The organism is Ktedonobacter robiniae, assembly GCF_016587375.1.
GTDB classification, from domain to species: Bacteria; Chloroflexota; Ktedonobacteria; order Ktedonobacterales; family Ktedonobacteraceae; genus Ktedonobacter; species Ktedonobacter robiniae.
In genome coordinates, this window is the sequence record NZ_BNJG01000001.1 from 2,090,196 (window position 1) to 2,116,827 (window position 26,632).

At 53.8% G+C, this 26,632-nt stretch carries 19 protein-coding genes; 9 read left to right on the forward strand and 10 right to left on the reverse strand.

What is annotated here, in order from left to right; translation table 11 throughout:
- The first annotated feature begins 438 nt into the window (after positions 1-438).
- Positions 439-741, forward strand: coding sequence for a co-chaperone GroES (gene groES, locus JMJ04_RS08725; RefSeq protein ID WP_007912946.1), 303 nt, complete (start codon positions 439-441; stop codon positions 739-741).
- Between the two features lie 137 nt (positions 742-878).
- A complete protein-coding gene (gene groL / locus JMJ04_RS08730; protein WP_374226808.1) occupies positions 879-2,462 on the forward strand; it encodes a chaperonin GroEL in 1,584 nt (527 codons plus the stop codon).
- A gap of 227 nt (positions 2,463-2,689) precedes the next feature.
- Here the strand turns inward: groL and JMJ04_RS08735 are convergent, their stop codons facing one another.
- Positions 2,690-3,751 (reverse strand): hypothetical protein, encoded by a 1,062-nt coding sequence (locus JMJ04_RS08735; protein WP_201370148.1) that lies wholly within the window; start codon positions 3,749-3,751, stop codon positions 2,690-2,692.
- A 192-nt stretch (positions 3,752-3,943) separates the two neighbouring features.
- Between JMJ04_RS08735 and JMJ04_RS08740 the strand changes: the two genes are divergently transcribed.
- Positions 3,944-4,723 carry a class I SAM-dependent methyltransferase gene (locus JMJ04_RS08740; protein WP_201370149.1) on the forward strand — a complete coding sequence of 260 codons (780 nt, stop codon included), beginning with the start codon at positions 3,944-3,946 and terminating at the stop codon, positions 4,721-4,723.
- A 62-nt stretch (positions 4,724-4,785) separates the two neighbouring features.
- Here the strand turns inward: JMJ04_RS08740 and JMJ04_RS08745 are convergent, their stop codons facing one another.
- The 5 genes from JMJ04_RS08745 to JMJ04_RS08760 all read right to left on the reverse strand — a co-directional run bounded on the left by JMJ04_RS08745 (position 4,786) and on the right by JMJ04_RS08760 (position 13,582).
- A complete protein-coding gene (locus JMJ04_RS08745) occupies positions 4,786-5,379 on the reverse strand; it encodes a WD40 repeat domain-containing protein (RefSeq protein WP_236038140.1) in 594 nt (197 codons plus the stop codon).
- Complete coding sequence (locus tag JMJ04_RS46465) at positions 5,337-5,942, reverse strand: WD40 repeat domain-containing protein (protein ID WP_236038186.1); 606 nt, start codon at positions 5,940-5,942, stop codon at positions 5,337-5,339. The genes JMJ04_RS08745 and JMJ04_RS46465 overlap by 43 nt, the downstream gene beginning before the upstream one ends.
- Before the next feature lie 321 nt (positions 5,943-6,263).
- Positions 6,264-7,808, reverse strand: coding sequence for a carboxypeptidase M32 (locus tag JMJ04_RS08750; protein WP_201370151.1), 1,545 nt, complete (start codon positions 7,806-7,808; stop codon positions 6,264-6,266).
- A gap of 15 nt (positions 7,809-7,823) precedes the next feature.
- Entirely contained in the window at positions 7,824-9,752 is a 1,929-nt protein-coding gene (locus JMJ04_RS08755) for a S9 family peptidase (RefSeq protein ID WP_201370152.1), read from the reverse strand.
- Between the two features lie 170 nt (positions 9,753-9,922).
- Positions 9,923-13,582: a WD40 domain-containing protein gene (locus tag JMJ04_RS08760; protein WP_201370153.1), complete on the reverse strand. Its 3,660-nt coding sequence runs from the start codon at positions 13,580-13,582 to the stop codon at positions 9,923-9,925.
- A 263-nt stretch (positions 13,583-13,845) separates the two neighbouring features.
- Here JMJ04_RS08760 and JMJ04_RS08765 point away from each other — a divergent pair, with 263 nt between their 5' ends.
- Together JMJ04_RS08765 and JMJ04_RS08770 are read left to right on the forward strand one after the other, a co-directional pair.
- Complete coding sequence (locus JMJ04_RS08765) at positions 13,846-14,544, forward strand: hypothetical protein (protein WP_201370154.1); 699 nt, start codon at positions 13,846-13,848, stop codon at positions 14,542-14,544.
- A gap of 174 nt (positions 14,545-14,718) precedes the next feature.
- Positions 14,719-16,062 (forward strand): hypothetical protein, encoded by a 1,344-nt coding sequence (locus JMJ04_RS08770; protein ID WP_201370155.1) that lies wholly within the window; start codon positions 14,719-14,721, stop codon positions 16,060-16,062.
- A 66-nt stretch (positions 16,063-16,128) separates the two neighbouring features.
- Here JMJ04_RS08770 and JMJ04_RS08775 read toward each other — a convergent pair whose 3' ends face one another.
- The 3 genes from JMJ04_RS08775 to JMJ04_RS08785 form a co-directional block, all read right to left on the reverse strand.
- Positions 16,129-16,611: a peroxiredoxin gene (locus JMJ04_RS08775; protein ID WP_201370156.1), complete on the reverse strand. Its 483-nt coding sequence runs from the start codon at positions 16,609-16,611 to the stop codon at positions 16,129-16,131.
- Positions 16,612-16,711: 100 nt separating this feature from the next.
- Positions 16,712-17,122 (reverse strand): DUF3037 domain-containing protein, encoded by a 411-nt coding sequence (locus JMJ04_RS08780; protein ID WP_201370157.1) that lies wholly within the window; start codon positions 17,120-17,122, stop codon positions 16,712-16,714.
- Entirely contained in the window at positions 17,100-17,882 is a 783-nt protein-coding gene (locus JMJ04_RS08785) for a HipA family kinase (protein WP_201372347.1), read from the reverse strand. Before JMJ04_RS08785 ends, JMJ04_RS08780 begins: the two co-directional genes overlap by 23 nt.
- Before the next feature lie 506 nt (positions 17,883-18,388).
- On the opposite strand from JMJ04_RS08785, the gene JMJ04_RS08790 reads away from it, so the two are divergent.
- Together JMJ04_RS08790 and otsB are read left to right on the forward strand one after the other, a co-directional pair.
- Positions 18,389-20,560: an amylo-alpha-1,6-glucosidase gene (locus JMJ04_RS08790; protein WP_201370158.1), complete on the forward strand. Its 2,172-nt coding sequence runs from the start codon at positions 18,389-18,391 to the stop codon at positions 20,558-20,560.
- A gap of 92 nt (positions 20,561-20,652) precedes the next feature.
- Positions 20,653-21,480, forward strand: coding sequence for a trehalose-phosphatase (gene otsB, locus JMJ04_RS08795; protein WP_201370159.1), 828 nt, complete (start codon positions 20,653-20,655; stop codon positions 21,478-21,480).
- Positions 21,481-21,681: 201 nt separating this feature from the next.
- Here otsB and JMJ04_RS08800 read toward each other — a convergent pair whose 3' ends face one another.
- Positions 21,682-23,253, reverse strand: a complete 1,572-nt coding sequence (locus JMJ04_RS08800) for an alpha,alpha-trehalose-phosphate synthase (UDP-forming) (RefSeq protein ID WP_201370160.1) — start codon at positions 23,251-23,253, stop codon at positions 21,682-21,684.
- A 911-nt stretch (positions 23,254-24,164) separates the two neighbouring features.
- Between JMJ04_RS08800 and JMJ04_RS08805 the strand changes: the two genes are divergently transcribed.
- Entirely contained in the window at positions 24,165-25,316 is a 1,152-nt protein-coding gene (locus JMJ04_RS08805; protein ID WP_201370161.1) for a hypothetical protein, read from the forward strand.
- 12 nt (positions 25,317-25,328) lie between these two features.
- Positions 25,329-26,441, forward strand: a complete 1,113-nt coding sequence (hisC, locus tag JMJ04_RS08810) for a histidinol-phosphate transaminase (protein ID WP_201370162.1) — start codon at positions 25,329-25,331, stop codon at positions 26,439-26,441.
- Positions 26,442-26,632 lie beyond the last annotated feature (191 nt).

The window sequence follows — 26,632 nt, forward strand, 5'->3', positions numbered from 1 at the left end:
AGACAGAAGCGATAAGTCGCAAGAAGATAAACGTTTTTCAGCCCAGTTTTCCACGTCCTCTCCTCCCAGGTAGCTCTCGTTGTCTACCACACCTACCAGTGTGTGCCTATAATATTCTCATTGGCTCTATTTTGCAGTATAGCACCTAAAAGGAAGGAATGGAAGAGAAGGTTATCATAAGAAGAGAAGGGGCGAAGGCAGTAACGTACTCATCAATATAACGTAGAGTCTCTCGCTAGCGCGTTATAGCTTTTCGTGTCCCTTAGCTGCACGCTATAGGCAAAATTTGGGTGCGAAACCCTTGCACATTCGCTATTGATGGTGTATTATGTATGCGGTTCGCACTCTCATGCGCAGAGTGCTAAAGTTAAAGGTCATACAAAGATCCGATCCAGTTGCCTGGAATAAAGCAAAGCAGTAATCAGGGAGAAAAAGAGTATGCCAACTGTGAGTGTCAAGCTTCGACCACTTGGTGATCGCGTGGTAGTTAAACCCCTGGCTCGTGAAGCCGTCACGAAGAGCGGTATTGTCCTGCCGGATACAGCCAAAGAGAAGCCTCAGGAAGGCGAAGTGCTAGCAGTTGGTTCTGGCAAAGTGCTAGACAACGGCAAACGCACCACTCTCGAGGTTCAGGTTGGTCAGACCGTCCTATTTGCGAAATATGCTGGTACTGAGATTAAGCTCGAGGGTGAGGAGTATCTGATCCTCCGCGAGAGCGACATCATGGGTATTATCGAGTAGACCAAGACACACATCATTGAAGAGAAGGCAAACAACTTCTCCAAGAAATACAACCAATGTACCATAAATAGGAGAGATGTATCGTGGCTAAACGTGTACAGTTTGATGAGAAAGCACGCTATTCTCTGAAACGGGGCATGGATGTGCTGGCCGACGCCGTCAAAGTGACGATTGGTCCTAAGGGCCGCAACGTTGTGCTGGACAAGAAATTTGGCGCCCCCACCATTACCAACGACGGCGTCACCATCGCCCGCGAGATTGAACTGCCCGACCAGTTCGAGAACATGGGCGCTCAGCTGCTCAAAGAGGCGGCGACCAAGACCAACGATGTCGCTGGTGACGGCACCACTACCGCTACTGTGCTGGCGCACGCCATCGTGACCGAAGGCCTGAAGAACCTTGCCGCGGGCGCCAACCCCATGATCCTGCGCCGTGGCCTGGAGAAGGGTTCTGAGGCTGTCATCAACGAGATCAAAGCGATGAGCAAGCCCGTTGAGACCCGCGAGCAGATCGCCCAGGTCGCCTCGATCTCCGCCGCTGATCCTGAAATCGGTGACCTGATCGCCGAGGTCATGGAGAAGGTCGGCAAAGACGGCGTGATCACCGTCGAAGAGGGCCGCGGCATCGAGATGGAGAAAGAGTATACCGAGGGTATGCAGTTCGACCGTGGCTTCATCTCCCCCTACATGACGAGCAACAACGAGCACACCCTGGCCGAGCTCAACGACCCCTACATCCTCATCACCGACAAGAAGATCAGCGCCATCGCTGACATCCTGCCTATCCTGGAGCGCGTGCTTCAGAGTGGCCGCAAGGACCTGGTGATTATCTCTGAGGATATCGACGGCGAGGCCCTGGCAACCCTGGTTGTCAACAAGATGCGCGGTGCCTTCAACGTCCTGGGCATCAAAGCTCCTGGCTTCGGCGATCGCCGCGAGGCCATGCTGGAGGACATCGCCATCCTGACCGGTGGCGCCGTTATCACCGAGAAGAAGGGCCTCAAGCTTGAGAGCACTTCTCTTGACGACCTGGGTAGCGCCCGCTCCGTAACCTCGACCAAGGACTTCACCACCATCGTCGAGGGTGCCGGCTCCAACCAGGCCATCCAGGCCCGCATCGCCCAGATTCGCACCCAGATCCAGGATACCACCAGCGACTACGACCGCGAGAAGCTCCAGGAGCGCCTGGCCAAGCTGGCTGGTGGCGTTGGCGTTATCAAAGTCGGTGCCGCGACCGAGGTCGAGATGAAAGAGAAGAAGCATCGTGTTGAGGATGCACTCTCCGCGACCCGCGCCGCAATCGAAGAGGGCATCATCCCTGGTGGTGGCTCAGCGTTGATCAAGGCCCTTAAGGTCCTCGACAACGTCCAGGCTCCCGCTGGTGACGAGGCTACTGGTGTGACCATCCTGCGCCGCGCGCTCGAAGAGCCTCTGCGCCAGATCGCCAAGAACGCCGGTCTCGATGGCTCCGTTATCGTCGACCAGGTCCGCAAGGCTGATGGCTTCGTTGGTTTCGACGCCTACGCGAACCGCTACGTCGACATGTTCGACGCCGGTATCATTGACCCCGTAAAGGTGACCCGCTCGGCCCTGCAGAACGCGGTCAGCATCGCCGGAATGGTCCTCTCGACCGATACCCTGGTCTCCGAGATCCCCGAAGAGACCCCCGCAGCCCCCGCCGGCGGCATGCCGGGCATGGGCGGCATGCCCGGCATGATGTAAGCCTGCCCGGCCTACGCAATAAGCACAAAAGAGGAGTGGCCCTGGATCTCCAGGGCCACTCCTCTTTTGTGCTTAAGGGAGCTAATCATCCAGAGAGACAATTCCCTCAGGAGTAACAGTAGAAGTAATCTCACCCTTGATAAACGTTTCAGCATGCTTTATGCGGTTTTTCGGGCTGCCTTTTCCCTGGCCATCAAATACCACCAATTCAGTATTGGCAAGATGAATCAGGATATCAGAAAAAGCAGCAATATTACCCGTAAGCTGTAAGGCACCTTCATCGACTTGAAGAATATTATCCCCCAGAGGCGTGAAAAATAGTTCTTCTTGAAAGAGAGCAATGCCCAACATAGAACTAAAAACAGAGGCACATTGGCAGATCCTTCCACGCCTTGAAGGAAAAACAAGGATCCGTAGGCCAGATTCGCCAAACCAAAAAGTAGCAAGAGGCATACAGATTCATAAAAGCAATTCATGACAAATGCCCGTATTGCTGTACTTCTTTTCCGATGACCTACAGCAACCGCTAAAAATGCCTCAAGCTCCTGGATGGGAAATATATATGCCATCTTCTGCGTTATGGCAACGTACGAACGACTTCCCCATCCCAACAGCATCATTTCCGCCCCTAACGTCTTGAAAGGACTGTCAATCACAATAATACCTGCAATTTTGGTCGAAGCTTGCGCAGTGAACTCGACTAATCGCTGTGGGAGTGGGCCTGTCTCTAGATGCCAGAATGAATGGAAAGGCCATAATGACCAGGGAAGCAAACTACTGAGGCAAAAATTAAATATACCTAGAAGTAAAGCAACCTCTAGCCACCAGAGATTTGGTTGCAGAGCAGCCAGCAAATAAATAATCTCAACTAAAATAGCATTACCCACCACCAATACAAATTGACTCCAGACAATATCTAAAAAGCGTTTCCATACTGGCCGGTCCATACCATACAGATTAGGTAGTAAAGCTTTGTTAAACCAATCCGAAAGAACATAGCAGGCCGCAAAAATAAGGGCACAAATACCATAATAAAATAGAACAAGCCAGGGAAACCAATCATGTACCGGCTCCCAGCTCAGGAAAGGAAAAGCCAGGCGACAAGCAGCGACAAACTGGAAAGGGAAAATAGGTTTCATCGAAAGGGGCAGTGGAATGGGCCAAAAATAAACAAAACCAATATAACCTCCTATACAGGCGCCAACAATACAACCCAGAACATTGCCTATGTTTACACGAGTTTTATAGTACGCCTTCACCCTTTGCTGACGCTCTTCATTAAGAAGCATTCTGCACCTCAATAACAGGCTAGTAGAGTAGACAAAACTATGAGTAAGATACGTTACGCATGCGTATATCTAATCTCATGCATTATAGAGGTTACAATGCCTGCTTGTCTATAAACAGCCCATCAAAATTCTCTTAAATGTGGTACTATGACGGGCGTATTGATCCAGTTCTAAGATAAGGAAACCACCGCTATGCCTATCAATTTTCATGCCTCAAGCAATCGCAACTCTTACGCTGACCGCCATGCCGATGACTCCTGGAAGCGCTTTGTCTCGGCGCTTGTGGAGATACCAGGGAAAGAGGTGGCCGATATCGCCTGTGGCGGCGGCATCTATAGCATCGCCTTCGCGGAGCTGGGTGCAGCCCATGTTACAGGCGTCGACTTCTCACAGGGGATGCTAGAGGCGGCACGTGCATTCAGCCGAGACTATCCCACTATCTCTTTCCAGGAGGGAAATGCGCTGGCGACCGGGTTGCCTTCTGCCAGTGTCGATGTCATTCTCGAGCGCGCTCTGACTCACCACCTCAAGATAGAAGAGCTGCCCATCGCCTTCGCGGAGGCCAGGCGTCTGCTTAAGCCAGGTGGCACCCTCTTGATCCAGAACCGCACCCCAAAGGATTGCCAACTTCCAGGGAGTGCCACCAATCCACGCGGCTATTTCTTCGAACGCTTCCCTCGCCTACTGGAGATTGAGATTGGCAGGCGGCCAGACAATGAAACTATACAAGGAGCACTAAAGCAGGCAGGCTTTACACAGATCGGGGAGCATCACCTGCTTGAGCACAAGGAGATCTTCCCTGACTTCGAGGCCCTGGCGCAGAACATTCGCTCGCGCAAGGGCCGCTCCATCCTGCACGACCTCTCAGACGCGGAACTGGCCGAGCTGGTCGCGTACATGCGCGAGCGCTACCAGAGACACACAGGCCCCATCGAAGAGACCTGCTGGTGGACAGTCTGGAGCGCGAAGTAGCTAGAAACATCAATGGGGCAGAAGCTTATTCATCGGGCTTCTGCCCCAGCAAGCAAGACTTTTTATACTGCCTGCCAGACACGTACCGTATTATCATAGCTAGCGGAGGCGATACGCGAGCCATCAGGCGACCAGGCAACGGTTGAGACCAGGCTGCGATGCTCAGTATATGTATAGGCAAGCTGTTGTTTAGCAACATTCCAGATTTGTACCTGCGCCTGGTCATTTGCTACTGCTATATATGCACTATCAGGGGACCAGGAGATGGTATGGGGATGTAAACTAGAGAAGAGTGATGATCCAAAAGAAACGAGATTCGTCTGACACGTCAGCAGCACCTGACCTGTCTGCACATCCAATGCTTGTGGAGGTGTCGAGGCAGTGCCGACAGCAACCATCTTGTCATCAGGAGACCAGGCCGCAACATCAGGTTTGGAGCCAGCAAAGTAGTGAAGAGGTTCGCCAGTATGAGCATTCCAGAATTGGAGAGAGTGGCCATCTTTAGCCGCAGCAGAAGCGATAGTATTCCCATCAGGGGACCAGGTAACGACTTTAGATAATTGTGGTTGAGTCAATAATGGGGCAGGATAGGAAAGGATTTTTTGCCGCGTGCTTACATCACAGATCTCCACACCACGGTTTCCTGCAATAGCCAGGTGACTACTGTCGGGCGACCAGGTAAGCTGATGAAATTGAGATTCGGATCTACCCTCATATGTTCCAAGAGATTTCCCCTCTGGGTATCCCAAAAGCTAACCCAGTCATTCCCTCCAGCGTCAGACAATTCACAGATGGCAATCATTTTACCATCCGGTGACCAGGCCAGTGGGGCTGGCATAGCGCTAGATTGGTTGATGCTGAATGTTTCGTTTGGTTCTCCTGTCCTGGAGTTCCATACATAGAGTTGTGATGGCTTTCCTTTGCCTACTTGAGAGTAAATACCATTACTGGCGGAAATAATATAAGCACTATCTGGTGACCAAGCGATATCGTCAACTTGTTCTGTATGTTTCTGACAAACATACAAAGTCGTGCCGCGAGCCACTTTGGACGTGAGGGTTGTGGTTGGCTGAGACGTTGTGCCTGGCGTTGGTTGTAGCGTCGAAGTGTTCGTGCCGTCAAACGAACAGCCGGTCAACGCAGCTCCCATCAATCCTGCCAGCCCCAGGACTATCTGACGTCGCTCGAAGGTAAAGGTGCTTTTGCGTCCTTCAGGCATAAATCTGCTTCCCCTTTGCAGGAAACCTATTCATTTTCAAGTGACACTTATTATACAAGAGCTTTGCTAGTCATAAATGTGGCGTATTTCACATTTTCACTGAGGCATCCGGTAAAAAGTGTAGGAACCATGCTGGCATGGCCTTGTCCCCATAGTATTTAATCCCCTCCAGCGGGAGAGTCCAAGCAAGCATGGACCCCATAACTGGGTAGGAGATATGGTGTGCCCTGGCAGACGCAGTCTGCCAGGGCACACCATATCTCCTACCCAGGCGAGCGCCATAGGCGCGAGAAGTCACGCATGTGGCGCCACTTAAGGCATCTAGAGATTGTAGATGCCGGAGAACTTCTCGGTCAGGTAACGGACGAAGTACTGGGGGTCGGCCTCCTCGCCCACGACACGCTTGAGCAGGTCGGCAGGCTTGTAGGTCGCGCCATAGGCGTACATGTTTTCCTGCAACCAGCTCAGAACGAAGCGGGTATCGCCCTGCTCCAGGCGCGCATCGAAATCGGGGAAGACGCTGCGCAGCTTGGAGTAAATTTGGGCGCCATACAGGTTGCCCAGGGTGTAGGACGGGAAGTAGCCAAAGCCAGAGGACCAGTGGACATCCTGCAACACGCCCAGGGTATCGGTTGGCGGCTCAACGCTCAGGTACTCTTTGTACTTGCTGTTCCAGATGCTGGGCAGCGACTCAACGGCGATATCGCCGTTGATCAGGGCGCGCTCGATCTCAAAACGAATGATGATGTGCAGGTTATAGGTGACCTCGTCGGCCTCGGTGCGGATCAGGCTTGGCTCCACATGGTTAAGCGCGTGGGCAAAGGTTTTGGCATCCAGGTTCTGGAACTGCTCGGGGAAGGCGCGCTGGACCATGGGGAACTGGCCACGCCAGAAGGCCTCAGAGCGACCAATCCCATTCTCCCACAGGCGCGACTGCGACTCATGCACGCCCATTGAGGCACCACTGGCCAGCGGGGTGCGCAACAGCGAGGGCGCACAGCCCTGCTCATAGACGGCGTGGCCACCCTCATGCAGGGAGGACATGATCGACCAGGGTAGATTCTTCTCGTCGTAGCGCGTGGTCAATCGCACATCGAGAGGCGAGCCAAAGCTGGTGGTAAAGGGGTGCGCGGAGACCGCCATCTGCCCACGATTAAAGTCATAGCCCATGCTCTCTAGCAGGTGCTTATTCAGTTCTTGTTGCTTCTCGACAGGGAAGGTATTGGAGAGGCTACTGGTGTCGACCGTGTGGCCACTCTCCTGAATACGCTTGAGTATGGTGGCGCTGGCCTCGCGCACGGGAGCGAAGAGCACATCGACGCGGCTAGCAGTCAGACCCGGCTCGTAGAGATCGAGCAGGGCATCATAGCGGCACTCCTGGTAGCCAAAGCGGTCCGCGACCTCGCGCTGAAACTCGACCGTGCGCTGGAGCCAGGGCGAGAAGCTGGCGAAGTCGTTGTTGTGGCGTGCCTTGACCCAGGCCTCGAAGCTCTTCACGCGCACGCGCTCCATCTCTTCAACCATCTCGCGTGGGAGCTTGGTCGACTGGTCATAGGAGCGACGCGCATGATACACCAGGCCACGATCAGCATCGGTATACTCCGGCTGCTTGACGACCTCTTCGAGCTGCAATACCAGCTCACCCAGGCGAGGATTGGTCAGGCGCTCGTGAATCAGTCCCTGCATGGTTGCCATCTGATGCGCACGCGCCTCGCCCGCCCCCTCTGGCATGCCCGTCTGCTGGTCCCAGTCGGCCAGGGCGGAGAAGGCCCCCAGGTCGGAGATAATATTCATATGCGTGAGCAGTTCGTTGATGTGTTCGTCGCTGCTCGTAAATTGAAGATTCTTCGGTTCTGTCACCGTCACGGTATGTCCTCTCTTCTATAAATTCTCTATCTCGACTGGCTCAACCTCGTCTGCAAGCGAGAAGCCAAAGATACGGGAGTAAAAGTATAGTTCGGCCTCCAGGGAACGTTTGATGTTCTCCGCCATGCGGAAGCCATGCTGCTCTCCCTCAAAGGGGAGATAGGCCACGGGAATTTTCTTGGCGCGCAGGGCTTCAACCATGACCTCGGCCTGGCTGGGAGGTACGATCTTATCTTCAAGACCCTGGAAGAAGATAATCGGACGAGCAAGCCGGTCTACGTAGGTCATGGGCGAACGCTCAACATAGAGCTGCTTGGCCTCGGGATAGGGACCAACCAGGCCAAAGAGGTAGCGCGATTCAAACTTATGTGTGTCATGCACAAAGGTCGTGAGATCGCTAACGCCAAAGTGACTGGCCCCGGCGGCAAAGATGTCGCCGAACGAGAGGGCACACAGGGTTGTATACCCGCCCGCGCTCCCGCCATGAATGAGCAGGCGCTTGCCATCGGCCAACGAGCGTTCAACCAGGTAGCGCGCGCCATTGGCGCAGTCATCAACATCTACAACGCCCCACTGGCCCCTCAGGCGCTCACGATAGGCTCGACCATACCCAGTACTGCCACCATAATTGACGTCCAGGAGCGCAAAGCCCCGGCTGGTCCAGAAGAGGCGGCCCAGGTTGAACACGCTTGATGTTGAGCTGGTCGGGCCACCATGAATTTCCACAATCAACGGTGGGAGCTCGCCCTCCGGAGCCTGGAACTCAGGATTCGTTGGCGGATAGTAATAGGCATACGCCGTCTGACCATTGGTAGTGGGAAACTCGATTGGCTGGGGTAAGGCGAAGTAGCGCTCGTCGAGCGCAACAGCTTCAGCGGCACGTAGGGCCTCAAGTTTCTTGTTGGCGAGATCATACTGCACAATCGCCGGGCGCTGGGTCGGTGAGCCAGCAGTGAAGACGACGCGCTCAGAAGAGATGGCGGGCGGCCCCAGCGAGGTATAGGGCGTCTCTATCTCCGTTAATACACCGGTCTTCAGGTTGATACTTCCCAGGTGGTCGCCGTTCTGGCCATAGATGCATACCAGGCGCTCAGCCGAAACAAAGCCATAGGTGCTTGTACCAAAGACCCATTGCGGACGCCCAAACTCGGCCTCCATCGGGCAAACGGCCTCGATGGATTCGCCCTTCAGGCGGTAGAGGTTCCACCAACCGCTGCGATCAGAGACGAAGTAGAGCGTGCCATCAGGCGACCAGGTGGGCTGAAAAATCGACTCGCTCGCTCCCCCAGCGACATATTGGGCGTAGCTCACAAAGCCGTTGGCATCCAGTTCGCCAACCCAGAGTTCGGTGCCATCCCAGGGCATGTTGGGATGATTCCAGGTCAGCCAGCAGAGGCGTGTCTTATCGGGACTCAGGCGTGGTGTGGAGTAGAAATCATTGCCCGCGACCAGTGTATGAACCGATCCGCTTCCGTCCAGAGCAATGCTCACCAGAGTATTGACGGCCTCGCGCTGTGTATTGGTATGGTCCTCACAGACACAGAGCAGGCGCTGGCGCTGCCCATCAATAACCAGGTCGGCATAGCGCTTATTGCCGGCCTCAGTTAGCGGCTCTGGCTCTCCACCAAGAGGCTGACGGTAGAGGCGCTGATCGCTAAAATTCGCGAAATACACTGTATTTTCGTGAACTATATAATCGCCGCCGCCATATTCGTGGACCCGCGTGCGGGCGTTAAACGGAGCTGGTGTGATATCCTGCGTCACACCATCGGCTCCCTGGCACACGATTACACCACGCCCACCTTCTTCGGGGCGCACTTCCAGCCAGTAGGTATCCTGGCCCTGGACCTGCACCTGTCCCCGCCTGACCGCTTTAGCGACAATCATATCGGTCGTGATAGGAGATGCCCAGGCACCATAGGGGGCAATTTGTGGTTTTGTCATGATGTGTATTCTTCTCCAAATATATTCTTCCCTGCTATATACTAGCACATTGCCATATGGGCCAACTACTTTTCAATGTTCTCCTGAGGCGGGTATAGATAACATTTGAGATAGATGGTGCGCCCTGGCAATCGAAGGTTGCCAGGGCGCACCATCTATCTCAAATGTTATTACTCCTCCACGGCTCCAAGGGCGCGGAGCATGGCACGCTGGGCGGATGAGATGCCAGTCACACCGCGAATATTCATGCGCTCGTATGGGCGCTCCCGGCGGAGCGTTTTGAAGCACTCGCCATTCTGCACGTCCCAGAGGCGAATGGTACCATCATAGCTCCCGCTGGCAACCATATGCCCCTGAGGGTGAAAGGCCACGGCATAGATGCGCTTGTTATGCTCGCTTCCCGTCCAGAGCAGGCGCCCGCTTGCGACGTCCCACAATCTGACGCTATTGTCATCCCCACCGCTGGTCAGGCAGCTCCCATCGGGGCTGAAGGCGACCGACCAGATCCAGTTGATATGACCCTTAAAGATGCGTACACATTTGCCGGTCGCTAGTTCCCAGAGCCGGATTGTACTATCATCGCTACAGCTTGCCAGCACCAGGCCATCCGGGCTAAAGGTGACGGAGCGCACACGCCGCTCGTGCCCATGCAGCTCTCTCAGGCATTCACCCGTCTCCTTGTGCCAGAGGCGCACGACGTTGTCCTCACCCCCACTGGCAATCGTATGGCCGTCCGGGCTGAAGGCGACCGACCACAGGCGGCTCTGCCGATGCTGTAAGATGCGTATGCAGAGACCGGTGTTGACTTGCCAGAGGCGCACAGTCTGATCATCGCTACCACTCACTAGCTGCGTACCGTCTGGGCTGAAATCGACGGCGCGCACCCAGTTCTCATGCCCTCCCAGGGTACGTAGACAGTATCCAGTATTCACGTCCCAGAGGCGAATGGTCTGGTCATCACTGCCACTGGCGACAATATTGCCATGAGGACTGTAGGCCACAGCATAGATCCAGGTGCTATGGCCTTGCAGAGTCTTGATGCTCTGGCCACTTGCCACATCCCAGAGGCGCACGGCGCGATCATCACTACCACTTAAGAGGCGTGTGCCATCCGGGCTAAAGCGCACCGAGCGCACACGGCTACTATGACCCTGGAGCGTTTTAAAACACTGGCCGTCCTCGCAGTTCCACATGCGAATGGTCTGGTCATCGCTGCCACTGACGATGACGCGGTTGTCAAAGCTATATGCCAGTGCCCAGACACGATTATGGTGCCCCCTGAGTGTGGAGAGGCACGTCCCGCTAGCGACATCCCAGATACGGATAGAGCGGTCCTCGCTACCACTGGCAAGCTGCTTACTATCATAGCTAAAGCGCACAGGCCAGATGCGCCCGGTATGTCCCTGTAGGTTTTGTACACACTCACCGCTTTGTAGATCCCACAGGCATATTATCTGGTCCTCACTTCCGCTCGCCAGGTAACGCCCATCGGGGCTGAAGGTCACAGAGTGCACACGCCCGCTATGTCCCTTGAGCACACGCACGCACGCGCCACTCTCCACATTCCAGACACGCACAGAAAAATCGCTGCTCCCACTGGCAACATAGGCTCCATCCGGGCTATAAGCCACAGACCAGATGCGGCTCTCATGCCCGCGAAAGATGCGCAGACACTCGCCCTTCTCCAGGTCCCAGAGCATCAAGGTCATATCATCACTACCGCTGATCGCCCGGTCGCCTGCGGGTGCGAAGGCGATTGAACGAATGCGGTTGGTATGACCCACCAGGGTCTTCAAGCACTGTGTAGTCCTGGTATCCCAGAGGCGAATGAATTGATCATCGCTGCCGCTGATCACACGCTTGCCATCGTAGCGAATATCGACCGCGCGCACCCAGTCAGTATGCCCCTGACAGATGCCCTGCGGCGCACCCGTATGCGCGTTCCACAATCTGACGTCGCCATTAGCAGTTCCCGCCGCCAGGCGCTCCCCATCGTTGCTGAGGGCCACTGAGAGGATACTACCAAAGGTATCACTAAAGACACAGCGCTCCAACTGGGCATTGGAAAAGTCAACCTCGGGGAGCGAGACATCTTGCAGATAGGCGTTCCAAACTACCAAGTTAGAGAAGTCATAGCCACGCAGGTCAATCTTAAGCTGGACCAGCAGGTTGAGAATATTCCCCGCCACATATTCAGGCGTTTGCGGGCGCTGTAGCTGGAGATTGCGCAGCATCGTCTTCAGCCGCGCCCCACACTCCACCATTCCCAGGCGCGTGAGGAGTTGAAGCGCGATTGGCTCCAGAAAGAGGCGCACCTGGTTGTTACGGATATGGTCCTTGGCCTCGGCCCGCACCAGGGCGTGGCTGGTGAGGAGCGCGTATTCATCTTGCTCAATCTCACGACAGAAGCTGCTCACCAGGGCATCGGTCACATACTCCATGATGACAGGCTGGAGGCCGAAGCGTGCGCCACTGCTATTCTCAATCATAGAGCGCCGGCGTAGAGAATCAAGGGCAGCAAGGAGCATACGACGCGGAACGGGACGCACAATCTCTTTGGAAATATCATTCAGAGAGACCGGCTCGCAGGCCAGCGCCAGCCAGTAAATCATCTCGCGTTCCTCGTCTGAGAGGCGATGAAACTGTTTATCAATGAGGTCATAGACATCGCCAATCACCATGCCACGCTCGGCGAGAAACTCTGCGATATCTCCACCAAAGACCTCGCGGATGGGCGCGGCGACCAGTTTGAGCGCCAGGGGGTTTCCAGCATAGCTCTGGATCAGCCGGGAAAAGTCCTCCTCGCTGCCAAGGAGCTCGCGTTCTTGAAGGATCATACGTCCCTCATCCAGGCCAAAACCGGATAGATGAAGCACCTGTCGCCGGGGATGATTCCAGAACTCTACCTCCTGGGGCAACTCACGACTCGTCAGCACCAGGCTACTCATATGCTCGCTATTGCCAACATATTCAATAAACTCGCCATATCCCTCGTAGCCCGGGCGATAGCTTCCTACACTCTGGCCGCTCGCCAGAATGGTCTCCATATTATCCAGGATCAAGAGGCAGCGATGGGCACGTAAATATGAACCAAGCTGTTTAATCAGATCACCAACGTCATCTGGCAGCTCTACCTGTTCCAGGCCAGAGAGAAAGCGGATACAGTCTACGAGAAATTCTTCTAGTGGTAGTGCATTTTGGAGTGTCCGCCAATAGACAAAATCAAAGGTCTCTTTCAGGCGTTCCTTAAGCATAGAGGTTAGCGTTGTCTTGCCAACTCCACCAATGCCCAGGATCGCCGCAATACGACAGTGATCCTGTGCTAACCACTGTTCCAGGGTTGCCAGTTCCTGGTTACGTCCATAGAAGTTTGTGATACGGGGCGCTTCACTGGTCTGCTCCTGCGCGCGAGCAGCTTCTAGTACCGTGGCCTGCTCGCTTACATCTAGATGCGCGGCCCGCTTATGATTGGGCGTCTCCAGTTCCTCTTCACCAGGCTCAGTTCCATGCCTTTGCATCTCCATATCTGGATGTAGCACACTACTGCCAATGCCAGCCGTGACAGGCTGGGCTACGATCACAGGTTTGCCGATCTGCTCCAGAAGCGTTCCTCTCGCAAGTGCTAACGCCTGTTCATATGCCAGGAGTAGTTCTTGCGAAGGGCGGCCATACCCATTTTCAACTGCGGAGAGTCGGCTTTTGGTGTAGCCTATCTGACGCGCCATATCAGAGAGGCGAATGCCCTTCTCCTGGCGTGCCAGGCGCATCCTGGCCCCTACCGAGGTTGCCTCCCCATTCTCAAGTTCGATATGCTTTTCTTTTCGACCCATCGCGTTTTCCTCCTCTTTCACAGTATAACGCAAAAAGAGTAAGAACAAAATAGTTTTGTCAACAAAAATTGCTCAGTAATGTATTGCCCTCTTATAGTTTTCTATGTTATTATTGTTTTGTAAGCAACAATGAAACAAAGAAACAATTTTTACTGTTCTCCTTTAAAAACAAAAACAATTTTTACTGTAGGGAAGACCCCACGTAGTAAAGTAACACCCATGGATGGACACCACAGCAGTAAGCCATATAAGGAGACTCGATCATGCAAGCGACCATGGCGGTGCCAGTAGACACAGAACCTCCCCTATATCCTGGTGGGCAAGAGATAGACCGCTTTTTTGACCAGTACGACAGCTACATCAGTCTTCAGGCACAGCGCCGCTTTAGCCGGAAGAATAGTATGGCCCGCGCCGAGACATATGATTTGGACGTGGATGATGTGAAGCAAAGCCTGCGCCTGCATTGCTGGCTCGTGCTGCGCCAGCACACCATCGAAAATCCCAGGGCCTATATCAGCCGGGCGGCCTTCAATGAAACAGTCTCGCTCGCGCGCCAATATAAACCATGCAGTCAGCTTACCCTTGACGATGATGGCGAGCTCTTCCAGGGCAACATCTCTCAGACCTTTCATACGAGCAACCAGGACCCCGATCCCGCTGAAGTGGTGGAGCATAACGAAGACGCCACTCACTGGCTGGAGCTAGCCATTAACGCCATAGTGCAGCTACCACAAACACAGCGTTATGCCATGCTCAGCTCAATCAAAGAGCGCTTCGATGATCCGCAACAGTTGCGCGCCGTTTGCCATAAACACAATATTGATCTGGATGACATTCAATGGCCTGAGCATCCAGTTGAGACGCAGCGCCTGCGCGCCTCGCTCTCGGTCGCACGCAAAAATAAAACGATGCAGCACCTACGCCTGGCCCTTCAGCATAAGCTGGAAAATCCCGCTGAATGACTTTTCGTTTACCTGTTGACAGGATGATAGTTATGCCTTACTTTATACTGGATATAAAGGAGCCTGCACACCGAGAAGGTCACAGCTCACTGGTTTTCTCAGCACAATAACAAAACTAGAATTTTCTCTGGCATTTCATAATTTTTATCTAGCATCAAAGTAAGGCAACAACATATGGGAAGTAGTATTCAATTGCCAGCTTATGGGCATAGATTGCAGGTCCGTTTGCAGAAAGGCGACCTTTATCGCCTCTTTACTTCTCTTGAAGATGCAAAACATGAGGAGGCTATACTCCGCCAGCTTGGGCCTTTGCGCGAGACCTTCGCCAGTTTCCTGGGGCACGAGCGAGAGCTCGATCCACCCGATAACGCGGCGCTGGCACGCTATTTTGACGCCTGTAGTGATCCAGAACAGGGTTCACAGGAGCTGCTAGAAATCCTGCGGCTCCTCTCGCCGGGCAATGGACATATCGGGCGAAACCAGGTCAACTTTCTGGCCGATCACCTGCGCACACGCGTTGAACATTTTCTACAGAGCAAGCAACAGGATCTATCGCTTCTGCACACACACGACCACGTCTTCGGTAGCGGCGGTGACTTCTGCAAAACAATTCACGCTAGCACAGCCGCCGCGATTGTCGCTGCTCCCCTGGTAAAAATTTGTAAGACCGGCACCACCAACGTTACTTCCTATCATGGTAGTGCCCAGGCGATGGAGACCTTTGGCTATCGGCACCCGCACTTATCTATTCCTACACTTAATCAAGAGCTTGATAGCAACGGCTTTACCTTTATTCCACTCTCGGCCTTAAATTTCCCCTACTCCCAGGCACTCAAAGAGGCACGCGAGGCACTCTGGCACGAAGCCATGAAGCAGTTAACTCAGCGCTGTAACGTAGGCGACCCCAACTGGCAGGAGACGCTACGCACCACCCCACTTACGCTGGATATCTTCAAGATTGTTTCACCTAACGCCCAGGTCCTTCGCCCCGCTCACCACTCCACGGGCGTCTGTAGCCTGGCGATGCTTCCCTACGTGCTCTCACTCTATCTTCACCTGGAGAGCGAGGGCATCATTGTGCATTGCTATGATGGCATTGATGAGCTCTCCAATGCCTCCAGCGTTTCCGATCCCCAGCAACCCATCAACCTGCTCATCCAGGTCACACGCGACGAGGTCATTTTTGAGGAATGCTCACCGGAGGATATCGGCCTGACACGCGCACAACTTGCGGATATTCGCGAAGAAGTAGATTTAGCAGCCACTCAGAGCGATATATGGCATATCCTCTCAGGTGAGGAGCAGGGGCCTAGGCGTGACTTCATCGTCGCCAATGCGGCCCTGCTGCTGGTTGCCAACCAGGGCATCATCCCTCCTCAGGACAACCTGCACATCCAACTACGTGAGGCCATTGCCCGCATCAACGCCGTAATCGATTCGCACCAGGTCGCCGACAACTTCACCCAGCTCCTCAACGCCCACCAGCAGCAATATACACAACAGCAAAAACAACTATAGATGATACAAAAGCGGCTCTCGGCGAACACCGAGAGCCGCTTTTGTATCATCTATAGTTGTTTTAATCTAAAATTGTTTTAGAATCTTTAATGCCTCATCAACATGCTTCTGCGGCGCGAACTGCGACGAGAAGATGTGGCGCACAACTCCCTGCTTATCAATAATATAGGTCACACGCCCTGGCAAGAGACCAAGCGTCGAGGGAACTCCATAGCTCTTCCGAAGCGCACCACCCTCGTCGCTGGCGAGAATAAAGGGAAGGTTGTTCTTCTTCGCGAAGTTTTCGTGAGACTCGCTCGAATCTGAGCTTACGCCAATCACTTCCGCGCCCGCCTCCTGAAAGACCTCGTAGCTATCGCGGAACGAGCAGGCTTCAGCAGTGCAGCCTGGGGTATCGTCTTTTGGATAGAAATATAAAACGACACTCTTTTGTCCCTGAAAGTCGCTCAAGTTGACCTTGTCGCCTTTAGAGGTTGGAAGGGTAAAGTCAGGGGCCTGGTCGCCAACCGTGACGCTTCCCGAGGTACGTTCCTGTGTGCTCATGCTCATACTCCTTATGATTAGAGAACATATTTTTATTCTCTGCTCTAAATAAACATACCATAAGCCGAACTTTATTTCCCACTAGTGCCAGCTCTCAATCTCTTCTTTATGCTCGCACTATCTTCTGCTTGCGTAGACGGACCATGGTATCGAGGAGGTGCTGGAGCGCTGCGGCAGGATCGCTACAGAGGCCTGAGTGGACCGCCGAGATCTGGATGATAGCGCTACGCGGCGCGACCAGCCAGTGGAAACGCTCGGAGAGCGAGAGGTGCGCGATTGGCCCCCCCTCCGCCTTCCCCTCACAAATCAAGGCGATGGTCTCCAGGTGCTCGCGTACCGCCGCCACGTCGATATCTGGATCGAGCGCGAGCAGGCGGTGCTCATCAAGCTCGATGCGCGCGCAGAGGAACTGGCGCGTGCGGCAGAAGAGGATCACACCCACATTGAGGCACTCACCACGCTCCACGCTTGGCACTACACGCACAAGGGCGTAATCATACGAGCTGTTCGCGGGCATGCAACGCCTCCTCTACAAAAACATGTGAAGCCAACAAACGATCCTGTAAATAGGCCAGGTATGCGGCTCGATGCGCATCGGGATCGATATAACGTTCGTCATTCTCCAGCCAGGATGTAGGGATGGCGGCGACAATATCGGCCAGGCGCGCAACGGGCAATAAAGCCTTCATGCGCGCGTCCACCTCTTGCAAGCCATTGGCAAAAGGTAGGAGAACATGGTCTTTGATAGCCGCAAATGGGGTACGACTGCGCTCCATATAGTTGATTGGCATATGGTGAAAATAGAGCGAGGATCCGTGATCAATCAGGATCAGGCGGCGATGCCAGAGCAGCATATTCGTATTGCGTGGCGTACGATCCACGTTGGAGACATAGGCGTCGAACCAGACAATGGAGGCGGCCAGGAATGGGTCTAGCTCACGCGCATCGCGTGGATCAAAGGCCAGCGCGCCCGGCAGGTAATCTAGCGCCAGGTTCAGGCCCGCGCTCTGCTTGATCAGGGCCTGGATCTCAAAATCTGGCTCAGAGCGACCCAGCACAGGGTCCAGCTCCACAAAAACAATTTCAGGCACGGGGAGATCAAGCGCACGACCAATCTCGCCAGCAACCAGTTCGGCAATCAAGGCCTTTGGTCCCTGGCCGGCGCCGCGAAATTTCAGCACATACAGGCCATCATCATCGGCCTCTACAATCGCGGGCAGTGAGCCACCCTCGCGTAAGGGTGTCACATAGCGTGTAGCGGTAAGTGTTCTTAACATGGGGTTATTGTAGCATACATTAGGCCAAAAAGTCCTATGCACCCTTCGCTCTCTTTTCTGAAGGCCGAGAGAAACCTTATATGCCTACAAGCAAACAAACAGCCCATGAGTACTAGGAGAGCACTACACATTTTTGCCAGCCCCCATCATCAAAAGCGTTTCCCTGTTATTATTTCTCTAATCTCTGTGTTAACTCAGGCATAGAGACGCTTGCAGAAGCCTGTAAGCACGCTAGAGTGCTCTCTGGTAAGATGTCTTTCTCGTAGTATCACGCTACGTCACTTTCTGCCCTTAACCAGAGGAGAAGAAAGTCGCATTCAGATATTGAAACATGTCTGAACTTTAGCATCGGTACAATTAAAGCTAGCCCCTGGAAGGGTGTAACACGGGCAGGAAGCATATAACATACCGGGTACCCCTCACACTCCTGGCGTTTCGCGCGCCTGGCGTGACTATTCACTCTTAACGCATCGTAGCGAAGTATCAGGTAGAAAGTTATTAGTATTATGACGGATCACAAGCCAGATGTACTGCTGCTTCCAGCAGAAGAAGGCCCCGATGGAGCCTTCAAGCAACCAGAGATAGTCGAAGAAAAGGCCCATTCAAGCGCCACACACATTACTTTGAAGAGCGGAGATGCTTTTCTTGTCGCCAATATACGTGGCGATTTGTTGGGCGCGAACCAGGCTATGGGTCTCTACTGGCATGGGACGCGCTTTCTCCGCGAGAGTAATTTCTTTCTGGAGGGTCACCCTCTGGCCATGCTTTCTCACCACATCTCACCAGCGGGGCTTGCCAGCCAGGTAGATTTAACGAATCCAGCGCTCAGAGTCGACGCGGACACCTTCATTGAGCAAGGCGAAATCTATGTCAGTCGACTTCTGGAGCTACATAATGAGGAGCTGATCCAGACCTTTACCATTACAAGCTTTCGCGAGCTTCCACAACCGCTCCGTTTTAGCCTCAAGTTTGGTAGCGACTTCTGCGACCTCTTTGAGGTGCGCGGACTCAAGCGCGAAGAGCGTGGTCAGTTACAGCCAGCCCAGCTTACCGACAAGGGCGTAACTCTGAGTTATATCGGACGTGACCAGGTCACTCGCGAGACGCAAATTACCTTTACGCCACATAGCAAATATATCAGTGAGGATCGCGTCCACTGGTCGCTCCAGCTTGAGCGTGGCAAACCAGTCGTGCTCCAGATGCGCGCCCAACTGCGCGAGCTTAATGCCGAACGCTTTGCCAAACATATCGAAGTTGAGGGTGTTCATCCTCTTGAACGACCAACAATACATACCGATGACTATCTCTTGAATCGCCTACTCAAGCGTGGGATGGATGACCTGTTAATGCTCTGCACACTGACGCCTTATGGCTACTATCCTTATGCGGGTATTCCCTGGTTCTCCTGTCCCTTTGGGCGCGATGGCCTGATTACCTGCCTGCAATATCTTCCCTGGTTCCCCCAGGTCGCACGCGGCACGCTAGCCTTCCTGGCTATGCACCAGGGTACAAAAACTGACGACTTCACTGAAGAAGAGCCAGGCAAGATGCTCCACGAGATGCGCACAGGCGAGATGGCAAACTGCCGCGAGATTCCCTATGTGCCTTACTATGGAAGTATCGATGTCACACCGCTCTTCCTCATCACCCTCGGCGAGTATATTCGCTGGACCAATGACCTCGATTTTCTGCGCCAGCTCTGGCCAAATGCGCAACTGGCCGCGCGCTGGATGATTGAGTATGGCGACAAAGATGGTGACGGCTTCCTGGAGTACCACCGTATCCTTGATAGCGGTATCCTAAACCAGGGCTGGAAGGACTCCTGGGACTCCACCTCTCATGAGAACGGCGAGTTGGCTCGCTCTCCCATCGCGCTCAGCGAGGTTCAAGGCTACGCCTTTGCCGCGTATCGCAATATGCATTACCTGGCCGGTCGCCTGGGTTACCAGGATGAAGCTGAACGCTGGGAGCAGAAGGCAAGCGAGTTTCAGGCCAATTTCATGCGTACTTTCTGGTGGGAAGAGGAGCAGAGCATCTATATCGCGCTGGATCGCGAGAAGAAGCCTTGCAAGACGGTTAGCTCCAACGCGGGCCAGTGCCTCTGGAGCGGGATTGTCCCCAAAGAGCAGGCAAAGCTGGTCATCGAGCGCCTGATGCGCGAGGACATGTTCAATGGCTGGGGCATGCGTACCCTCTCGGCCAACGCCATTCGCTATAATCCTATGAGCTATCACAATGGCTCTGTCTGGCCACACGATACGGCCATGGTTGGAGCTGGCTTCGCACGCTACGGCGGCAAGTCTGAGGCATCTCAATTGCTCAAAGGACTCTACCAGGCCAGTCAGCACTTCGAGGATGCGCGCCTGCCCGAGCTGTTTTGTGGCTTTATCCAGCGCGAGGGCTTTGGTCCGACGCGCTACCCTGTCGCTTGCTCACCTCAGGCCTGGGCCACGGGCGCACCTGGACAGATCTTTAACGCACTCCTTGGCCTGCGCGCCGACGCCGAGCAGAAGCGGCTTGTGCTTGAACAACCGACCTTACCCTCCTGGGTCAATATGCTGGAGGTACGCGGCATCTACATAGGTGACCAGCATGTACACTTCCACGTGCACCGTCATGGCTCACAAATAGAGGTTCAGCCAGGCACAGAGAACGAAATAGAAATTATAGTCAACTAAAAAGAAGTCCGCTGGGCAAATTGCCCAGCGGACTTCTTTTTAGTTGACTATAATAGGGGGGACGGCTCCGTATTTAGGAGAGAAAGGCATGTATGAACAAGATACAATTGCAAGATGTTCTGGCACAGCGGCCGCTGGGACTGGTTTTTGATATTGATGGTACCCTAAGCGAGATCGTTCCCACCCCTTCAGAGGCCCGGCTCTACCCGGGCGTCGCTGAGCTCCTTACTGAACTGGCTAGCTACGCCGAAATAGCCATTATGACGGGCCGGGCCGCAGAGGATGGCGCGCGAATGGTTCAGGTTTCCGGACTGACATATATAGGAACACATGGACTGGAGTGGAGCGAGGACCTGCCGACAAGCAGTGCCCAGATCCAGCTTGTGCCCGAAGCGCTGAATTATGTAGAGCCTGGTAAGCGCCTGCTGACCCTGGTAGAGCGCGAAATGGCACATGAAACCGGCATTATTGTCCAGGCCAAAAGCGTGGGCGGCTCCATTCACTATCGTCAGTGTGCCAATCCAGAGGAGATACGTGAGCAAATTCTGGCGCTACTCGAAGAGCCTGCGCGCCAGGAGGGTATGGTGATCGACGAGGGAAAGCGTGTCGTCGAGGTACTCGCGCCCTTAAAAATCAACAAGGGTGAGGCGCTCAAGCGCTATATAGAACGCAAGCGGCTTCGTGGCGTGGTCTTCGCGGGCGATGACCGCACCGACCTCAACGCCATCTACGCGGTACGTGAGCTACGCCAGGAGGGATTCACCGGCTATACCATCGCCGTCCGGCATACAGACGCCCTACCCGAACTGCTGACAAGCGCGGACGAAGTAGTGGACGAGGTGCCCGGCATGGTAGAACGCCTGCGGCAGATACGGGATATGCTGGCTACACTGCGGCAATCCGGAAAGCATGAGGAGTAGAGTGGGAGGGGAGAAGAGAAAATAGAAGCCCGCTCTTCGGTGATGACGCAACCATTGCGTCCACCGAAGGTGCTTCCAATCCTGATATATAGATGACCTCTATGAGGATACTATCGAGGGTGCGAGAAGCCAGCTTGTGGGCTACTGGCATCTATTCATCTATCTATCTAAAGAGTTCGCTCAGTTCGCTACGAAAAGTCTCTACCCTACGTTCGCGACGACATCGTCTGGGGAACCTTCGGCTTCTTCAACTGGCGTCTCCGCTGGCTCACGCTCAAGGAGATCATTGATATCATTGATCTGCTTCGCGAGCCAGGTTGTCAGATTGCTACGCTCCACCGCCTGGCATGTGAAGGTCGCCTTCGCGTGACGCTCCTCTTTCGACATTGTCAGCGCCTTATAGAGCGCCTGCGCTGTCTCCATCACATCTGTGGGCGAGGTAGGAACCGACCCCTTCGCGAGTTGCTGGAACGCGCCAACGGTACGCGAGAGCACCAGCACCCCATCTCTCTGATTGACGACCGGCCCTTCTTTGGCAACCAGGTTCATACCATCAATAATGGGGTTAACCAGCAGCACATCATAGAACTGCATAGCCGCAAGGGCCCGTACACGATCATTGCCATAAAAGGCGCGAATAGGCGTCCAATCGTCGGTACTGTATTTCTGATTGATCTCCTCTACAATCGCCTGAACCTCCACAGTTGTACGGCGGTAGATGGGCAATGATTGGCGTGAAGGCACCAGAAAAGCCAGGAAGTTCACGCGACCAATCAGCTCTGGATGCTCCTCAAGCATATAATCATATGCCTGGAAGCCACGAAGAATGTTCTTAGTGGGCTCAATACGATCTGTGCGCATAATCGTAAATTCGTTGAGGAGAGACTTCATCTCCTCGGCGGCACGTTTGCCGGGCGCGCTTTTCACAACGCGTCGCTCTTCATGAACGGAGATCGAGATGGGATAGGCTCGCGCCTGCGTGCGGTGGCCCTGCCACCAGACAGCCCCCTCTTCAAAATCCACCACGGCCCCCTCTAAGAGGGTGCGTGCCCCTTCCAGGAAGTTGCGTGCATCGCGTTCTGTCTGAAAACCAACGATATCGTTGCCTACCAGACCGCTATAGATAGCCTGGGTGATATTACTTGGCAGAAAATGCCAGCAGCGAACATCGGGCCAGGGAATATGAATAAACTGCTGAATAACGATTGAGGGGTGAACTTTGCGAATGAGCGAGGAGACTAAGTAGAGATGATAGTCATGTAGCATAACAACTGGCATCGAGTCTTCGCGCTCAATTTCGTCGACTACAGCATCCGCGATAGCCTGGTTGGCCTCGCAATACCCATTCTCCCAGGCGTCTTGCAACTGTCGCATGTTGCTTTGAACGGGATCATACATATAATGCTGTAGGAACCAGAGCAGTTCATTACTAATCTTATCATAATGCTTACGGTAGGTTGTTTTGGGAACCGAGACGTAGTGCAGTTTCATCTTCTGACCACGTAATGGAGAAGGCATTACGCCTCCATGTTGCTCCATCTCCTTGACGATCATGCGATCGCCTTCGGTCATGGTCATCGCAACCCATGTCATATCGAGTTGGTTCCCAACATCAATGAGGGCAGTTACCATTCCACCTGCGCCACGTCTTGCTTTGAGCGTATTATCCTGGCCGAGTTGGAACTCAACGGGACCGCGATTGGAAGCAATAATCAGACGACGCGCATGCTTCAACTGCGGAAGATGAACATCCGTCTTCATCCGCGTGGGCATGAGGTTTGTCCTTTCTAACAGGTGCTTACTGTTATAGCCTGGGAGACCGGCTACAATTGTTTCCTCCAGGTGGGAAGCAAATTTACCCCTCTTATCTCAAGAGTACACCTGGCACATACAAAGGTATGATCAGACCAGACAATATAAGAAAGCGTTACGCAAGACACCATGTGTAATGTTACCATACAATGGAGCAGAATTACCAGAACACACCAATGCCTATGGAAATAATGCGACGCTGCACCCGCATTCAAGGCTCTCTTAGGAGTTATGCCTTTATCTCGACAGTACTTTGAGAACACAGGACGGTTCCTTCATCTATGATACGAATCAGTAGATGAAAATAGACTCAACAAGTGGTTCTTATTGGGAGTGAGGTGCGCCAGAGGCGCAAGAAATCCCCCAGAGAGTTAGACGCAAATTGCAGCCATCTTATCAAATAGCTCGTTAGAGAGTAGCCAAAAGTTTCATGGTTCTCCGACTGATACTGCTAAAGCACGCGTCTGCATATGGGCCATATGTAGACGCGTGCTTTAGCAGCGTCGCCCTACACACCACGCCCAAGCTATCGCATGTTCAGGACCATAGTACTGCCTGTCGTTTCTTCTCACGACGCTCCTCGTTGTAAAGAAGAGAAAGAAGGCAAATAACTGTCGTGTGCCAGGACTGCCACCTCGTTTTTCCGCGCCTCCCTGGTCAAAAACATGCCTCGCTATCTGTTATTTAAAGATAACATCGAAATAAAATCAAGGTAGCGCAGAAGCATCGACATCACCCATAACTACCTGCCTTCTAGACAAAATTTGCAGTTAAATAGGGCGCATGCTAGAATCAGCTTTGCATAAGCCCAAGAAACGTATCGCAAAAATAGTACTCTGTCGAACCAGTGGCAGAACCGAGAGGAGCGCATTTTGGAAGAGAGGAAAGGCAATAGCTGGCTTAAACGCATCCTGGATTTTGTGAATCCACTGCGCGATCCTAGCCTGATGGTCGCCGCAGTACTAACCTTCATAGAAGAAGCGGGAAATCGTGACCCCTGGTACATGATTGTCATTCTGGCGCTCGTAAACTGGTTAGCAGTGCGCGGTATCGTCTGGCTGGTCGTCAATTTTACATTTGCCTCAACGTTCCTGGTCCGCCGCTTCTGGTGGGCAATGAAACACCCTCGCCTGGCCTGGCGCATTCTGGATGCCGTAGGCCACGAAGAGATCGTGATTGGTGGCCTGCCCTCAGAGGGTGTGCTCCTGCAAGATGGAACCGCCATCATGGGACCTATGCTTGGTGCCAGTGGCATTCAAGTCATTGGTGAGCTCCCCGCAGGCACTGAGATTCCTATGCTTGGCCTTCCCAATCCCAATGGGCAGATGGGCCAGTTTACGACCGATGGTCAGAACATGCATACTCCTGGGTTCTTTCCCGGTGCTGGATCATTCGCGAATGTCAATGGTTTCGGCAATCAGGGTATGGGCAATAATAATTATATCAGCACGCAGAGCACGGATGGCTTACCGCGCAGTTTCCCTCAACGTTCATCTGAAGAGGAAGAGCGCCTGCGCCAACAACTGGCTACCTACTCGCGCCTCCTCGACGACTGGATTCAGTTTACCGAAGAGAAATGGCGCACGATCAGCGACGGCCAGCTTGGCTGGAAACCTCTCCGTGGCCGTTGGAGCGACTGGGACGATATCTTCCAGGATGTCTACGCCGCCAAAACCTCCGACCCCATGGCCGAGGCCGCGCAAGCCGCGGGTGCCGCGACATCTCGACGCTTTGACTCCTCTCGCGAAAAAGGGTCCGCCGCCTCAGCTGTCGCTTGCTTTATGCGTGATATGATGACACTGCGCCAGGGTCTGGATATCTTGCAGGGTTCAACGAATGCCGAAGGCGAGGCTTCCAGCACAAATGCCCAGCAGCAACAGTCCCCTGTCTCGCCGCTTAATCGCTCATTCGGAGGCATGAATAGTGGCAACCTGGGCAGTAGCACTACAGGCAGCTTTAGCCCGCGCAGCACTCTCATTCGCAGGCCCGCACAGATCTTCGTCGACGCTGATTCAGAGAAGTAGGACTAGTCGTACATGTATACATACTCTTCTCCCCGTCTTGTTACGGTGCGCCCAGAGATGGATCGCCTGGCTCAATATGCTCCAGGCGAGTCTCTGGAGGCATTTAGCGAGCGCACAGGTATTCCCATAGAGGATATTATTAAACTTAATAGTAATGAAAGCCCCTATGAACCCGCACCTACAGTATTGCAAGCACTCAGCAATTTTAGAAACTATAATAATTATCCCGACGCGAACTCAACCGCTTTACGCAATGCACTCGCCGATTATACTGGTGTCAATGGACGCCATATCGTCGTGCATCATGGGAGCGCCGAGCTTATCAATCTCCTCTGGCACCTCTTTCTCTCGGTAGGAGATAACATTCTCTGCTGCCCCCCAACCTTTTCACTCTATACCTCGGTCACGACCTTCTGTGGCGCGCATGTACTGGAGGTTCCTCGGAAGTCAGGCTATGAGCTTGATATCGATGCCATCCTCGATGCGCTCACTCCTGAAACCAAGCTCATTGTGCTAACTTCGCCCAATAACCCCACTGGCAACGCCATTTGCGAGCAAGATATATTAACGCTGCTCGATACAGGTCGCATTGTGATTGTGGACGAGGCATATGTGGAGTTCGCGGATAATTCTCGCGGCTTCGCGTACCTGGTACCTCAGCATGAAAATCTGATCGTGATGCGCACCTTCAGTAAATGGGCCGGGTTAGCAGGACTCCGCATCGGCTACGCCCTGACCCCTGAGTGGATTCAAGCCTATATGCGCCGCGCACAGTGTCCCTTTGAGGTGAATGTCGCCGGTCATATCGGCGCGATTGAGACCCTCAAGGCCCTGGATTATACTCTGGATAACGTCCGACGCATTACGCAGGAGCGCGAGCGGCTGTACGCCCTTCTGGACAGCTACTCCTTCCTTCATCCAGTACCCTCGCAAGGAAACTTTATCCTGATGCGCGTAGATGAAGACCAGGTGAGTGTGCGAGAGATTCGCGCAGCGGTTGAGGCCCATGGCATCCTGCTCCGCTACTTCTCGCAGCCAGAGATGCGCGACTTCATCCGCGTCACCGTGGGCAAGCCAGAGCACACCGATAAGATCGATAGCGCTCTACATAATCTCTTACCATAACACGGTACCTGCCTATGCTAGTATCGAAGAGAGGTACATGGTTTATGCTCGCCCGAGGGCGAGCATAAACCATGTACCTCTCTTCGATACTAGAGGGATTGCTTGCCCACCTCCCTCTCCAGGATGTACAATAGCCACGGCGAGGATGTATGGCACTTACTACATCCTGTACTGGTATGGCTATACTACCT

Excerpts from the sequence above, each read along its gene's own strand:
- JMJ04_RS08755 (WP_201370152.1), bottom strand. The coding sequence starts at position 9,752 with ATGACAAAACCACAAATTGCCCCCTATGGTGCCTGGGCATCTCCTATC.
- JMJ04_RS08760 (WP_201370153.1), bottom strand. The coding sequence starts at position 13,582 with ATGGGTCGAAAAGAAAAGCATATCGAACTTGAGAATGGGGAGGCAACC.
- JMJ04_RS08785 (WP_201372347.1), bottom strand. The coding sequence starts at position 17,882 with ATGTTAAGAACACTTACCGCTACACGCTATGTGACACCCTTACGCGAG.
- groL (WP_374226808.1), top strand. The coding sequence starts at position 879 with ATGGATGTGCTGGCCGACGCCGTCAAAGTGACGATTGGTCCTAAGGGC.
- JMJ04_RS08765 (WP_201370154.1), top strand. The coding sequence starts at position 13,846 with ATGCAAGCGACCATGGCGGTGCCAGTAGACACAGAACCTCCCCTATAT.
- JMJ04_RS08775 (WP_201370156.1), bottom strand. The coding sequence starts at position 16,611 with ATGAGCATGAGCACACAGGAACGTACCTCGGGAAGCGTCACGGTTGGC.
- JMJ04_RS46465 (WP_236038186.1), bottom strand. The coding sequence starts at position 5,942 with ATGCCTGAAGGACGCAAAAGCACCTTTACCTTCGAGCGACGTCAGATA.
- JMJ04_RS08740 (WP_201370149.1), top strand. The coding sequence starts at position 3,944 with ATGCCTATCAATTTTCATGCCTCAAGCAATCGCAACTCTTACGCTGAC.
- hisC (WP_201370162.1), top strand. The coding sequence starts at position 25,329 with ATGTATACATACTCTTCTCCCCGTCTTGTTACGGTGCGCCCAGAGATG.
- JMJ04_RS08790 (WP_201370158.1), top strand. The coding sequence starts at position 18,389 with ATGACGGATCACAAGCCAGATGTACTGCTGCTTCCAGCAGAAGAAGGC.
- JMJ04_RS08735 (WP_201370148.1), bottom strand. The coding sequence starts at position 3,751 with ATGCTTCTTAATGAAGAGCGTCAGCAAAGGGTGAAGGCGTACTATAAA.
- otsB (WP_201370159.1), top strand. The coding sequence starts at position 20,653 with ATGAACAAGATACAATTGCAAGATGTTCTGGCACAGCGGCCGCTGGGA.
- JMJ04_RS08780 (WP_201370157.1), bottom strand. The coding sequence starts at position 17,122 with ATGCCCGCGAACAGCTCGTATGATTACGCCCTTGTGCGTGTAGTGCCA.
- JMJ04_RS08800 (WP_201370160.1), bottom strand. The coding sequence starts at position 23,253 with ATGCCCACGCGGATGAAGACGGATGTTCATCTTCCGCAGTTGAAGCAT.
- groES (WP_007912946.1), top strand. The coding sequence starts at position 439 with ATGCCAACTGTGAGTGTCAAGCTTCGACCACTTGGTGATCGCGTGGTA.
- JMJ04_RS08770 (WP_201370155.1), top strand. The coding sequence starts at position 14,719 with ATGGGAAGTAGTATTCAATTGCCAGCTTATGGGCATAGATTGCAGGTC.